Source organism: Pseudomonas sp. S30_BP2TU TE3576, assembly GCF_050436025.1.
In the GTDB taxonomy this organism is placed as follows: domain Bacteria; phylum Pseudomonadota; class Gammaproteobacteria; order Pseudomonadales; family Pseudomonadaceae; genus Aquipseudomonas.
The window spans coordinates 5,535,613-5,549,595 of record NZ_JBNDLK010000001.1 but is presented as its reverse complement, the minus strand read 5'-3'; the positions used below and the strand labels follow the sequence as shown (position 1 = coordinate 5,549,595).

The following is a 13,983-nucleotide window of genomic DNA, read 5'->3' as shown; positions in this document are numbered from 1 at the left end:
CCGCTCCCACAGGGGAATGCGTCATCACTGAAAAACCACTTTTGGCTGATAGCCGGTACGGCAAAATGCTTGCACAAAGTTTGGAATACCATAATATGATATTCCATAGACCGGACAGTCGAAGCTGACTCGACGGACCTACTGCTCCCGATAGGCGGGCATTCGAAAGCCCCGCTCATAAACACAACAATGAGGGCGTGAAAATGGTGTTGAACAAACGTGCGACCGCGGTTCTTTTTGCAGGACTGCTGAGCGTGACCAGCCAGGCGTTGATGGCGGCTGAAAGCGTCAACTTCGTGAGTTGGGGCGGCAGCACCCAGGATGCGCAAAAGCAGGCCTGGGCCGATCCGTTCAGCAAGGCCAGCGGTATCACCGTTGTGCAGGATGGCCCGACCGACTACGGCAAACTCAAGGCCATGGTCGAAAGCGGCAACGTGCAGTGGGACGTGGTCGACGTCGAAGCCGACTTCGCCTTGCGCGCCGCCTCCGAAGGCTTGCTTGAGCCCCTCGACTTCAAAGTCATTGAACGCGACAAGATCGACCCGCGCTTCGTCTCCGACCACGGCGTCGGCTCGTTCTTCTTCTCCTTCGTCCTCGGCTACAACGAAGGCAAGCTTGGCGCCAGCAAGCCTCAGGACTGGTCCGCGCTGTTCGACACCAAGACCTACCCCGGCAAACGCGCCCTCTACAAATGGCCGAGCCCTGGCGTGCTCGAACTGGCCCTGCTGGCCGATGGCGTGGCGACCGACAAGCTCTATCCGCTGGACCTGGACCGCGCGTTCAAAAAACTCGACACCATCAAGAAAGATATCGTCTGGTGGGGCGGTGGTGCGCAGTCGCAGCAGCTGCTGGCCTCCGGTGAAGCGAGCATGGGCCAGTTCTGGAACGGCCGGATTCATGCCCTGCAAGAAGACGGCGCCCCGGTCGGCGTAAGCTGGAAACAGAACCTGGTCATGGCCGACATCCTGGTCATTCCAAAGGGTTCGAAAAACAAGGACGCGGCGATGAAGTTCCTGGCCAACGCCAGCAGTGCCAAGGGCCAGGCCGACTTCTCCAACCTGACCGCCTACGCCCCGGTCAACGTCGACAGCGTGGCGCGCCTGGATTCGGTACTGGCCCCGAACCTGCCGACGGCCTACGCCAAGGATCAGATCACTCTTGATTTCGCATACTGGGCCAAGAACGGTCCGGCCATTGCGACACGGTGGAACGAATGGCTGGTCAAATGAAAATGACGGTAACCGCGTCTCGTCCGTCCACGGTCTCCGGGAGCGCCACCGGCGCTGCCGGTTCTGCAGTCGGCCAGAGCGTTGCGAAGCAACCCTCACCGACGCTGAAGCAGCGTTGGCGTGGCGCCAGTAACCTGGTCCCCGCCCTGCTGTTCCTCGGTCTGTTCTTTCTGGCACCGTTGATTGGCCTGCTGCTGCGCGGCGTGCTGGAACCGGTGCCGGGGCTGGGCAACTACGAGCAACTGTTCGCCAACTCGGCGTATGCACGGGTGTTGCTCAACACCTTCTCGGTGGCCGGGCTGGTCACGCTGTTCAGCCTGCTGCTGGGCTTCCCGCTGGCCTGGGCGATCACCCTGGTGCCGCGTGGCTGGGGTCGCTGGATCCTCAACATCGTGCTGTTGTCGATGTGGACCAGTCTGCTCGCCCGCACCTACTCCTGGCTGGTATTGCTGCAAGCCTCCGGGGTGATCAACAAGGCGCTGATGGCGCTGGGCATCATCGATCAACCGCTGGAGATGGTGCACAACCTCACCGGCGTGGTGATCGGCATGAGCTACATCATGATCCCGTTCATCGTGTTGCCGTTGCAGGCGACCATGCAGGCCATCGACCCGATGATTCTGCAGGCCGGCTCGATCTGCGGTGCCAGCCCCTGGACCAACTTCTTCCGGGTATTCCTGCCGCTGTGCCGGCCGGGGCTGTTCTCCGGTGGCTTGATGGTGTTCGTGATGTCCCTCGGTTACTACGTGACCCCAGCCCTGCTGGGCGGCGCCCAGAACATGATGCTCCCCGAGTTCATCATTCAGCAGGTGCAGTCGTTCCTCAACTGGGGCCTGGCCAGCGCCGGTGCCGCGTTGCTGATCGTGATCACGCTGGTGCTGTTCTACTTCTACCTGAAGCTTCAGCCGGAATCCCCGGTTGGCGCCAGCAACGCGAGGTAAACCGTCATGCTCCTGACTCCCAATGCCATGAGCCGGCGCATGCGCTTCGGCCTGTATGCCACCACCGGGCTGATCGGTCTGTTCCTGCTGCTGCCGATCGTGTTCATCGTGCTGCTGTCGTTCGGCTCGTCGCAATGGCTGGTGTTCCCGCCGCCGGGCTGGACGCTGAAATGGTACGGCCAGTTCTTCTCCAACGCCGACTGGATGAACGCGGCGATGGCCAGCCTCAAGGTCGCGGTGCTGACGACGTTCTTCGCCGTCGCGCTGGGCCTGCCGACCGCGTTCGCCCTGGTGCGCGGCCGCTTCCCCGGCCGGGAAATGCTCTACGGCCTGTTCACCCTGCCGATGATCGTGCCGCTGGTGATCATCGCTGTGGCGGTATACGCGCTGTTCCTGAAACTGGGCTACACCGGGACCATGTTCGCGTTCGTGGTCAGCCATGTGATCGTGGCGTTGCCGTTCACCATCATCTCGATCATCAACTCGCTGAAGCTGTTCGATCAGTCGATTGAAGACGCGGCGGTGATCTGTGGCGCCTCGCGCCTGCAGGCGGTGTTCAAGGTGACCTTCCCGGCGATCCGCCCGGGCATGGTCGCCGGCGCCCTCTTCGCCTTCCTCGTCTCGTGGGATGAAGTGGTGCTGAGCGTGATGATGGCCAGCCCGACCCTGCAAACCCTTCCCGTGAAAATGTGGACCACCCTGCGCCAGGACCTGACGCCCGTGATCGCCGTCGCCTCGACGCTGCTGATCGGCCTCTCGGTATTGGTCATGGTGATCGCCGCCGCTCTGCGCCGGCGCAACGAAATCAGCGCTTGAGCGCCAGGAGTACGACATGAGTGCAGTGATCAAAGATTCCGCGCAGCAAAATGACAAACCCCTGGTCAGCCTGCGTAACCTGAACAGACACTATGGCGATTTTGCCGCCGTGGACAACATCTCGCTGGACATCAAGGACGGTGAATTCCTCACCTTCCTCGGCTCCAGCGGCTCGGGCAAAAGCACCACGCTGTCGATGCTCGCCGGCTTCGAAACGCCGAGCAGCGGCGAGATCCTGGTCAACGGCCAGTCGCTGATCAACGTGCCGCCGCACAAACGTGACATCGGCATGGTGTTCCAGCGCTACTCGCTGTTCCCGCACCTGTCCGTGCGCGACAACATCGCCTTCCCGCTGGCCATCCGCAAACTGGCTGCCGCCGAGCGCGAACGCCGGGTCGATGCGATGCTCAAGCTGGTGCAGCTTGAACAATTTGCCCATCGCCGCCCTTCGCAACTGTCCGGTGGCCAGCAGCAGCGCGTCGCCATCGCCCGGGCGCTGGTCTATGAGCCACGCATCCTGCTGATGGACGAACCGCTGGGCGCACTCGACAAAAAACTGCGCGAAGACTTGCAGGACGAACTGCGCCAGTTGCATCGGCGCCTGGGCATCACCATCGTCTACGTGACCCACGATCAGGAAGAAGCCATGCGCCTGTCCCAGCGCATCGCGATTTTCAGCCACGGCAAGATCGTTGGCCTCGGCAGCGGTTATGACCTGTACCAGAATCCGCCGAACGCCTTTGTCGCCTCGTTCCTTGGCAACTCGAACTTCCTCAAGCTCAAGGCTCAGGGTAATGCGGTGGCGACCTTTGAAGGCCAGGCGCTGTCGATCCGCCTCACAGCCGGCCTGCATACCGATCAGGACGTGCTGCTGATGGTGCGTCCGGAAAAAGCCCTGGCCCTGAGTAACGAACAAGCCCTTGCCGAACCGCTGGCCGCCGGCTGGAACGAAGTCTCGGCCAAGGTCGTGGAAGTGTTGTTTCTCGGTGAAAGCCAGACCTGCAGCGTGGTCACTTCGGGTGGCACCTCGATGACGGTCAAGGCGCTTTCCGCCGCCGGCATGCCGCTCAAGGCGGGCGACCCGGTGCGCGTGCGCTGGGCCACGGCCGATGCCTGCGTCTACACCGAATGGGCCGAAAGCGACCTGAACAAGGCTGCCGGCGCGCATTGATCCCATGGCCCACAACGGTGGGCCGCTGCTAAAGTGTCACCCTCGGGCCACCACAACGTCGGGTTGTGGTGGCCTTTTTTCTGTCGCCTGTAAGATAAATTGGACAACGGATTCCTAAAATCCCGGTTTAATGCTAAATAGTGCTCAGTATTTTTAACACCCGACCCTGTCGTGCCACACAGTGCAACGAGAATAACGATATGAAAGTCCATTTCGAGAAAAGTGAAGTGTTTGGGACCCTCCACCTGCCAGCGGCGGTGGCAGCATGATCGAAGTTACCGAAGTTTCCATTGCCCAACTGCGCGCAGCGCTCGAATCCGGCCAGACCACCTCGGTTGAACTGGTCCAGGCCTATCTCGCCCGCATTGACGCCTACGATGGCCCCGAAACCTCCACCGCCCTGAACGCGGTGGTGGTTCGCAACCCCGAGGCGCTCGCCGAGGCCCAGGCGTCTGACGCCCGTCGCGCCAAGGGCCAGACGCTGGGTCCGCTGGATGGCATCCCTTACACCGCCAAGGACAGTTATCTGGTCAAAGGGCTGACCGCTGCGTCGGGCAGCCCGGCTTTCAAGGACCTGATCGCCTATCGCGATGCGTTCACCATCGAGCGCCTGCGCGCCGCCGGGGCGATCTGCCTGGGCAAGACCAACATGCCGCCGATGGCCAACGGCGGGATGCAGCGTGGCGTCTACGGCCGCGCCGAGAGTCCGTACAACGCTGATTACCTCACCGCCCCTTTCGCCTCCGGCTCGTCGAACGGTGCCGGCACGGCCACCGCGGCCAGTTTCGCGGCCTTTGGCCTGGCGGAAGAAACCTGGTCGAGCGGCCGCGGCCCGGCGTCGAACAACGGTTTGTGCGCCTACACCCCTTCGCGCGGCGTGATCTCGGTACGCGGCAACTGGCCGCTGACCCCGACCATGGACGTGGTCGTGCCGTTTGCCCGGACCATGGCCGACCTGCTCGAAGTGCTCGACGTAGTGGTGGCCGATGACCCGGACACTCGCGGTGACCTGTGGCGCTTGCAGCCTTGGGTGCCCATTCCGAAATCGTCTGAGGTACGCCCGGAGTCCTATGCCGCGCTGGCGGCGAACAGCGAAGCGCTCAAAGGCAAGAAGTTCGGCATTCCGCGCATGTACATCAACGCCGACCCTGAAGCCGGCACGTCCGAAGCGCCGGGCATCGGTGGCCCGACCGGCCAGCGCATCATTACCCGCCCGTCGGTGATCGGTCTCTGGGAACAGGCGCGCAAGGCCCTCGAAGCCGCTGGCGCCGAAGTGCTCGAAGTGGACTTCCCGCTGGTCTCCAATTGCGAAGGCGATCGTCCTGGCGCGCCGACCGTGTTCAATCGCGGCATCGTCTCCAAGGAATTCCTGCACCACGAACTGTGGGACCTGACCGCCTGGGCGTTCGATGATTTCCTGCAGGCCAACGGCGATCCGAAATTGAATCGCCTGGTCGATGTCGACGGCCCGCTGATCTTCCCTCACGACCCGGGCACCCTGCCCAACCGCGAGGGTGACCTGGTCGCCGGCATGGACGAATACGTGCGCATGGCCGAACGCGGCATCACGCCGTGGGACCAGATCAGCACAGTACCCGACGGCCTGCGCGGGCTTGAGAAGACCCGCAAGATCGATCTGGAAGACTGGATGGATCGCCTGGGACTCGACGCGGTGCTGTTCCCGACGGTCGCCGATGTAGCGCCTGCAAATGCCGATGTCGATCCGCATTCGGCGGATATCGCCTGGAGCAACGGTATATGGGTCGCCAACGGCAACCTCGCCATCCGTCACCTCGGCGTGCCAACGGTCACCGTGCCAATGGGCGTGATGCCGGACATCGGCATGCCGGTCGGCCTGACGTTTGCCGGGCGCGCCTATGACGACTCGTCGTTGCTGCACCTGGCGTCGGCGTTCGAATCGACCGGCAACCAGCGCATGATCCCGCCGCGCACCCCGCCATTGGCGGCTGACAAGCGGTAATCAACTCCGGGACTGGAGCCATTACCGCTCCAGTCCCGGATTTTCAGGGATCGACCTGAGCCATCAGTTCCGGAATCGATTCCGGCCGATTGGCAAAACGCTGCGCCAGCACCGCACAGACCATCAGTTGAATCTGGTGGAACAGCATCAACGGCAGGATCAACACGCCAATGGTGCTACCGGCAAACAATACCTGCGCCATCGGCACACCGGTCGCCAGGCTTTTCTTCGAACCGCAGAAAAGAATGGTGATGCGATCTTCCTGATTGAAACCGAACGCCTTGCCCAGTACGGTCGAGGCCGCCAACACCAGCGCCAGGACCACGCAGCACGCCACCACCAGCCCAACCAGATCCAGCAGCGGAATCTGGTGCCAGAGGCCCTCGATCACTGCCTCGCTGAACGCGCCGTAGACCACCAGCAGAATCGAGCCCTGATCGACGAATTTCAACCAGCTCTTGTTGCGCGCCACCCAGTTGCCGATCCAGCGCCGCGCGATTTGCCCGGTAATGAACGGCAGCAGCAATTGCACGCTGATCTTGAAAATGGCGTCGAGGGTCGAGGCGCCTTCGCCGTGCACATTCAGCAGCAGGGTCACCAGCAACGGTGTGAGGAAAATCCCGAACAGGCTGGACGCCGCCGCACTGCAAATCGCCGCCGGGATGTTGCCCCGCGCCAGCGAAGTAAAGGCAATCGCCGACTGCACCGTAGCGGGCAGCGCACACAGATACAGCATGCCCATGTACAGGTCATTGCCAATCAGCGGCGACAGCAGCGGCTTGAGCGCCAGGCCGAGCAACGGAAACAGCACGAAGGTCAGGCTGAACACCAGCAAATGCAGGCGCCAGTGCCCGGCGCCGGCAATGATCGATTCGCGAGACAGCTTGGCACCATGCAGGAAAAACAGCAGCGCAATGGCGATGTTGGTCAACCAGCCAAAACCGACCGCGACCTGACCGCTGGCGGGCAGCAGGCTGGCAAGCGTGACCACGCCGATCAGGGTCAGGGTGAAGTTGTCGGGTAACAAACGGGGGCGAGTCATGGGCTTGATCATCCGGGGGTTGCCAGTACGTGGAAGCGACTCTAACGTGACTGGAAATTACCGACTAACGCCGATGAGCCAGCAGATGCCGCCAAAAGGACATGAAAAAAGTATCCGGCGCAGTATTCCCGGGCTGTCCAGCCTGCCACGGCCGCTCTACGGCCGTACCGAATCGCTGCCCAATCGCGCTCTGACCCGGCGCCACAGCCACCCGTGGGTGCAGCTTTCCTATGCGATTCAGGGCGTGCTCGAAATACAGACCGGCGTTGGACGTTTCGTCGCCCCGCCGGAACGTGCGGTGTGGATTCCGGCGGGCATGCCGCACCGGGTGTTCAGTTCACCGCGCACGGAAATGCGCAGCCTGTACATCGATTGCAGCGTCTCGACCTGGGCGCAGCCAGGCTGTCATGTGTTGGGGGTTAGCGATCTGTTGCGCGAGTTGATCCGTGCCTTCAGTCAGATTCCAGTGGAATACGATCAGAGCGGCCCGCACGGTCGGTTGGCCCAGGTGATTCTCGATCAGTTGGCTGAGGCGCCACAGATCGACCTGATGCTGCCCCTGCCCCAGGACAGCCGGTTGCGGCAAATCGCTCAAAGCCTGGAATCGCACCCGGAGCAACAAACCACGCTCAGCCACTGGAGCGACAAATTCGGTGTCACCGAGAAAACCCTCAGTCGCCTGTTCCTGCGCGACACCGGCCTGACCTTTCGCGCCTGGCGTCAGCGTTTGCGCCTGCTCGGCGCCCTGACACCCCTGGAACAGGGCCAGCGAGTGACCGACGTCGCACTGGCCTGCGGCTACGACTCGACATCGGCGTTTATCGCCGCGTTTCGTCAGCAGTTCGGCGAAACACCCGGAGAATTCTTCCGCTGAGCCCTGCACCGTACAACCTGTGGGAGCGAGCTTGCTCGCGAAAGCGGTGGGTCAGTCGACACCTGCATTGACTGACCCACCGCTTTCGCGAGCAAGCCCGCTCCCACAATGGATGTTCGTCATCCGCAGGATTTGTGTTCGGCATCAATCAACGGTGGGAGCGGGCTTGCTCGCGATGGCGGTGGATCAGTCGACACCTGCTTTACTGACACTCCGCATTCGCGAGCAAGCTCGCTCCGACACTGGATCCTTGTCATCCGCAGGATTTGTGTTCGACATCAATCAACGGTGGGAGCGGGCTTGCTCGCGATGGCGGTGGATCAGTCGACACCTGCTTTACTGACACTCCGCCTTCGCGAGCAAGCCCGCTCCCACAATGGATCTTTGTCATCCGCAGGATTTGTGTTCGGCATCAATCAACGGTGGGAGCGGGCTTGCTCGCGATGGCGGTGGGTCAGTCGACACCTGCATTGACTGACACAATGCCTTCGCGAGCAAGCCCGCTCCCACCAGTTTCCGGTGTTACTGATCGGACTTGATGCTGGTCCAGACCCGGGTACGGACCCGCTCAAGCTTCTGCGGCAATGGCTGTACGACGTAGAGCGTCTTCAATGCCTCGCTGGTCGGTGTCAGGTTCGGGTTGCCGGTGATGTCCTTGTTGATCAGTGCCAGCGAGTCCCTGTTGGCATTCGGGTAACCGAGGAAGTCGCTGATCGGCGCGATCACTTTCGGGTCCATCAGGTTGTTGAGGAATTCATGGGCCTCGGCGACGTTCTTCGCGCTTTTCGGAATGGCGAAGGTGTCGAACCAGATCGGCGCGCCTTCTTTCGGCAGGCGCCAGTCGACGACCACGCCGTTGCCCGCCTCTTTGGCGCGGTTGCCGAATTGATAGAAGCTGCCGGAGTAACCGATGGCCACGCAGATGTCGCCGTTGGCGATGTCGGTCATGTACTTGGCGGAGTTGAAGTAGGTGACGTAGGGGCGAACCTTGAGCATCAACGCCTTGGCTTTTTCGTAGTCATCCGGGTTCTGGCTGTTCGGGTCCAGCCCCAGGTAATGCAGGGCCAACGGCAGAATCTCCGAGGGTGAGTCGAGCATGGCTACGCCACAGGCCTTGAGCTTCTCCATGTTCTCGGGCTTGAACACCAGATCCCAGCTGTCCACCGGCGCATTCTCGCCCAGCGCCGCCTTGACCTTCGCCGGGTTGAAGCCGATCAGTACGGTGCCGTACATGTAGGGCATGCCGTACTGGTTGCCCGGGTCGTTCTTGTCCAGCAGCTTGAGCAGCGCCGGATCCTGGTGCGACCAGTTCGGCAGTTTGGACTTGTCGAGTTTCTGGAACACGCCCGCCTTGATCTGGGTTTCGATGAACTGGTTCGAGGGCACCACCAGGTCGTAGCCCGAGTTGCCGGTGAGCAGTTTGGCCTCCAGGGATTCGTTGGTGTCGAAGGTGTCCCAGGTCACCTTGATCCCGGTGTCCCTGGCAAAATCCTTGGGCACGGACGGCAGGATGTAGTCCGCCCAGTTGTACACCCGCAACTCGCGCGGTTCGGCGTGCACCGCGCTGGCCAGCAGCGACAGTCCGCAAACGGTGGCGCCCAGCATGCGTTTCATTGAGTCCATGGATCTTTTCCCCAAGTGTGGCGTGAGTTCGATGGTTTTTATGTTCTGTACACGGCAGCAGCCTTGAAAATAGCCAAGGGCAAGGAAGTGGAGATTCTGGTTGTGGTTTCACCTTGGATTGCTGACTCGGCAACCCGCGTCTGATTCTTGCTGAGAGTGTGGTCGGTTCACAGCGTGAGGCAGGCCAAAAGGAGATCGAAACGGCCAAAATACGTGTCCGCATTGATTAGCGTTGCGGGACGTTTCGCCGACAGTGCGGCGGCCAGCCCATACATCGATTTTTGTGGGAGCGGGCTTGCTCGCGAAAAGGCCGGCACATTCAATATCAATGTCGCCTGACACACCGCCTTTGCGAGCAAGCCCGATCCCACAGGAGGTGCGTGATTACAGCAGTGACAAGGTGTAATTGATGATGAACCGGCTCTGATCCACATTGCGGCCGGCGTCAGTGTTCGATTTGGCATTACGCAGTGTGAACCCAAGCCCTTTGAACGTGCCCGATTGCAACACGTAATCCAGGGTCATGTCGCGCTCCCACTCGGACTGATCACTGGCGTTTTGCGCCTTGATGTCCGTACCCTTCAAATACACGATCGAGGCTTTCAGTCCCGGCACGCCCAAGGGCGCGAAGTCGTAGGTGTATTGACCGAAATTCGTCTGTTCTCCGGCCCGGGCAAAGTTCTGGATCATCTTGTCGGTGGGCAGGTAGACACTGCCGCCGCCCGCCCCTTTGTCCACCAGGCTGCCCTGGTTGGGCTGGACGAAATTGCTGCCATCGCCCACGCGCTGATGCCCCACCGTCACCGCGTGCCCACCCTGGGTATAGGTGACCGTCGCAGACCAGGTGCTGTTGTCGATTTCACCGTCGTTGTCGTCGGTGTAACCCGATACCCGATAGCCTTGTGCGCGGCCGGAAGCAGAGCTGTTGGCACCGCTCGACGTGGTACGGAAATAACGCAGGTCGGTGATCAGTGAGCTCGCGCTGTCGATGGACAGGATGTGCGTCAGGCCAAGGAAATTCTGGTTGTAGAAATCTTCCAGCTGCGCGAAGTAATACTGGGTTTTCAAATTCCTGGTGAGGTTGTAGTCAGCACCGGCGTAGTAGAACTTGTTGCTGTCCTGAGTGCTGCCGGCGACCGACAAGCCTGTGCGGTCCGTCGAGGCGCGCCCTACCGCATGCTCAAGTACACCGCTGGTCAACGTCAGGCCATCGATGTCGTTCGAAGTAATCTGCGCACCGGTAAACGATTGCGGCAACACACGCGCATCGTTCGCCAGGAGGATCGGCAACTTGGGCAGCAAGGTGCCGTAGCGAAATTCAGTCCTGGCAAGGCGCATCTTCGCTGTAGGACCGAAACTGCTCCAGGCGTCGGCAGCGCCGTCGCCGTCGGAAGGAATCATGCCGCTACCGACGTGGCGCCCTGCCCCGCTGTCCAGTGTGATGCCGAGCAACGCCTGGGCATCGAGCCCGAACCCCACCGAGCCTTGTGTGAACCCCGACTCATAGCGCAGCAAGAACCCCTGGGCTGCCTCCTCGGTTTTCGAAGGGGCCGCGGCGCCGTCGCGGTTATCGCTGTTGAAGTACAAGGTGCGCATCGAAAGACTGGCTTTGCTGTCCTCCAGAAATCCGTGGGCGACAGAGTCTGCAGCCTGTGCGCCCATCGAACTGGTGACCAGCAGGACGGCGGCGGGGATGGCTCGTTTGAACATACGGTGCTCCTGGGTGTTTCTTATCGTTATTTGAAGGTTTAACCGCCAGTCAGAACCCGATTGCCGCCCACGAGACCGCTCTCAATACGAGTGCGCAATCAAGCACGCCCGCTGAGCGACAGGAGCAGCAGAAGTTCGAAGTGAGGGATGACTGAATGGCTTGTGAAACTCTTAAAACATTTCGAGACGCTATTATCAAACGAGGTGAAAGTAGTTTTCGTGGAGGGATAAGGCTTGTCGCGCAGGGGTATGGACGATCACTGTTTTTGAATATCAGTGCGGCGAATTTTCACCATACTGACATCATTGGCGGTGTGCAGTGGCTGCCTGTATGTCCCAACAAGAGCAATGACCCATGAGCGATCAAATCGAACTGTACGGCGCGAACACCGGTAATACGCTACGGGCTGCCATTGCTCTTGAGGAGGCCGGTATTGTTTACTCGCCACGCTGGTTGGACCTGCATGCACGTGAGCAACTGGACCCGGCATATCTGACCCTGAACCCGGCCGGAAAAGTGCCGACCCTGATCGATCACGGGATGACGCCGGCGCTGGTCATCAACCAGTCCAACGCCATTATCCAGTACGCCGAGGCCAAGGCCCCCGGACGGCTGGCACCGGCGCAACCCGGACCTGAGCGCATCCGGGTGATTGACCGCTATTTTTTTTTCGTGACCGATGTCATCGCCCCCAGCCATGCTGCGTTTTTTCTGCACCAGGCGGGGCAGGACAAGGCGGCAGCGATCATCGATCTGCGCGTGATCGAGCAGCTCACCTACGCGGAAAGCTTTCTGACAGACGACTTCATGGCCGGACAACAGTTCTCCATGGCCGACATTTCGGCGTTCACCATCGTCACGGCGTTCCGTGATCGACTGGACTGGAAACAGCTTCCTCAGCTATCGCGCTGGTTCGACACCGTTGAATCCAGACCGTCGATACAGCGGGCCCGGGCGGCGTTCCAGAACCGCTGAACAATCACCGCAAACAAAAATGCCCGGCGACGCACCGGGCATTTTCAGACAAAAACGAAAGGTTTTTGCCTCAGTCGGTGTAGCCGAGTTTCGCCGAACGGATTTCCGGAGCCTGCCCCCGCGTGGCCAGGCAGAAATACAACGGACAGGTCACCACCAGTCCAACCAGCCATGACAGGTCCGCGCCCTCGACCAGATTGGCGTATGGCCCGACATACAACGACGTATTGGCGAACGGCAGTTGCACGATGATGCCGATGAAGTAGGCAATGATCGCATGCAGGTTGAAACGACCGTAGATGCCGCCGTCAGCGCGGAAGATCGACGCGATGTCGTAGCGGCCGCGCTTGATCAGGTAGAAGTCGATCAGGTTGATCGACGCCCACGGCACCAGCACCAGCAACAGCGCCAGAATCAGGCCGATGAACTGCGAAATGAAATTCGCCGAAGCCCCCAGCGCCACCACGCAGCAACCCGCCAGCACGATGCTCGACAACACCACGCGCACCTTGATGCTGGGCGTCCACTGGCTGGCGAAGGTCTGGATCGAAGTGATGATCGACAACACCGCGCCATACAGATTCAACGCGTTGTGGCTGATGATGTTGAGCAGGAACAACACCATCAGGATCGGCCCCAGCCAACCGGTGGACTGCTTGACCGCCGCCATCGCCTCGGTACCTTCCGGGGTTGCCAGTACTGCAACGGCGCCGAAGGTGAACGACAGGATCGTGCCCAGGGTCGCACCCAGATAGGTGGCAAAGAACGGCCGGGCGATGCCGATATCCGCCGGCAGGTAGCGCGAGTAGTCCGACACATACGGCGAGAAACTGATTTGCCAGATGATGCCCAGCGACACCGTGGCCAGCCAGCCGGACAGGTTGAACCCACCGCGAGTGAAGAAGTCTGCCGGCAAGTCATGGGCGAAGATATAGAGGAAACCGGCGAGCAAGGCGCTGCCCATCACCCAGGTACCGATGCGGTTGAGGGTATGGATGAAGCGATAGCCGATCACGCCGATGGCCGTGGCGCTGAGGGCACCGATGAGAATGCTGGCCGGCACAGGGACCGACGGTGCAATGCCGACAATCGATTTGCCCGCCAGCACGATGTTGGAAATGAAGAACCCGATGTAGATCAGCGCAGCGAAGAACACGATCAGCAGCGCGCCATAGCGGCCGAACTGACCACGGCTCTGCACCATCTGCGGAATGCCCATGCATGGCCCCTGGGCCGACGCGAGGGCAATCACCAAACCGCCGGCCATGTGCCCGAGGGCAATCGCCAGCAAACCCCAGAACAGGTTGAGGTGGAACACCTGGACCACCATCGCGCCGGTGACGATGGGCAGTGGCGCGATGTTGGTGCTGAACCACAGGGTGAAAAGATCGCGGGCCTTCCCGTGGCGCTCTGCGAGTGGAACGTAGTCGACCGTATGGTTCTCGATCAACGGATCTTGCCGGGACATCTGGGACATGTGCATGAACTCGAGTTTGTCTGTTCTTATCTTTGTATGAAGCCAAACCGGGGGGACTCTTTGGCCACCCCTCAGATGCGAACCATATTATGGTATTCCAAACTTTAAACAAGGCTGATCCGGTCTTTGAACAAGCATCTGAG

General features: G+C 60.8%; 11 protein-coding genes. 7 read left to right on the top strand and 4 right to left on the bottom strand.

The genetic code is table 11. The features are described from left to right. Positions 1 to 203 precede the first annotated feature (203 nt). The 5 genes from ABIA48_RS25415 (at position 204) to ABIA48_RS25395 (ending at position 6,138) form a co-directional block, all read left to right on the top strand. Positions 204 to 1,229, top strand: a complete 1,026-nt coding sequence (locus ABIA48_RS25415; protein ID WP_007991905.1) for an ABC transporter substrate-binding protein — start codon at positions 204 to 206, stop codon at positions 1,227 to 1,229. Further along, positions 1,226 to 2,170 carry an ABC transporter permease gene (locus tag ABIA48_RS25410; protein WP_429492178.1) on the top strand — a complete coding sequence of 315 codons (945 nt, stop codon included), beginning with the start codon at positions 1,226 to 1,228 and terminating at the stop codon, positions 2,168 to 2,170. Before ABIA48_RS25415 ends, ABIA48_RS25410 begins: the two co-directional genes overlap by 4 nt. A gap of 6 nt (positions 2,171 to 2,176) precedes the next feature. Further along, on the top strand, positions 2,177 to 2,986 hold the full coding sequence (locus ABIA48_RS25405) for an ABC transporter permease (RefSeq protein ID WP_007976227.1): 810 nt from the start codon (positions 2,177 to 2,179) through the stop codon (positions 2,984 to 2,986). Between the two features lie 16 nt (positions 2,987 to 3,002). Further along, positions 3,003 to 4,157 (top strand): ABC transporter ATP-binding protein, encoded by a 1,155-nt coding sequence (locus ABIA48_RS25400; protein WP_429492175.1) that lies wholly within the window; start codon positions 3,003 to 3,005, stop codon positions 4,155 to 4,157. A 265-nt stretch (positions 4,158 to 4,422) separates the two neighbouring features. Continuing rightward, complete coding sequence (locus ABIA48_RS25395; RefSeq protein ID WP_429492173.1) at positions 4,423 to 6,138, top strand: amidase; 1,716 nt, start codon at positions 4,423 to 4,425, stop codon at positions 6,136 to 6,138. Positions 6,139 to 6,181: 43 nt separating this feature from the next. Here the strand turns inward: ABIA48_RS25395 and ABIA48_RS25390 are convergent, their stop codons facing one another. After that, positions 6,182 to 7,180: a bile acid:sodium symporter family protein gene (locus tag ABIA48_RS25390; protein ID WP_429492171.1), complete on the bottom strand. Its 999-nt coding sequence runs from the start codon at positions 7,178 to 7,180 to the stop codon at positions 6,182 to 6,184. Between the two features lie 85 nt (positions 7,181 to 7,265). Between ABIA48_RS25390 and ABIA48_RS25385 the strand changes: the two genes are divergently transcribed. After that, complete coding sequence (locus tag ABIA48_RS25385; RefSeq protein WP_429492170.1) at positions 7,266 to 8,054, top strand: AraC family transcriptional regulator; 789 nt, start codon at positions 7,266 to 7,268, stop codon at positions 8,052 to 8,054. 522 nt (positions 8,055 to 8,576) lie between these two features. On the opposite strand, the gene ABIA48_RS25380 is transcribed toward ABIA48_RS25385, so the two are convergent. Next, positions 8,577 to 9,677 (bottom strand): polyamine ABC transporter substrate-binding protein, encoded by a 1,101-nt coding sequence (locus tag ABIA48_RS25380; RefSeq protein ID WP_204933928.1) that lies wholly within the window; start codon positions 9,675 to 9,677, stop codon positions 8,577 to 8,579. 384 nt (positions 9,678 to 10,061) lie between these two features. Further along, a complete protein-coding gene (locus ABIA48_RS25375) occupies positions 10,062 to 11,387 on the bottom strand; it encodes an OprD family porin (RefSeq protein ID WP_429492168.1) in 1,326 nt (441 codons plus the stop codon). A 355-nt stretch (positions 11,388 to 11,742) separates the two neighbouring features. Here ABIA48_RS25375 and ABIA48_RS25370 point away from each other — a divergent pair, with 355 nt between their 5' ends. After that, a complete protein-coding gene (locus ABIA48_RS25370; RefSeq protein ID WP_429492166.1) occupies positions 11,743 to 12,363 on the top strand; it encodes a glutathione S-transferase family protein in 621 nt (206 codons plus the stop codon). 70 nt (positions 12,364 to 12,433) lie between these two features. On the opposite strand, the gene ABIA48_RS25365 is transcribed toward ABIA48_RS25370, so the two are convergent. Continuing rightward, positions 12,434 to 13,840 (bottom strand): purine-cytosine permease family protein, encoded by a 1,407-nt coding sequence (locus ABIA48_RS25365; protein WP_429492164.1) that lies wholly within the window; start codon positions 13,838 to 13,840, stop codon positions 12,434 to 12,436. Positions 13,841 to 13,983: the final 143 nt, after the last annotated feature.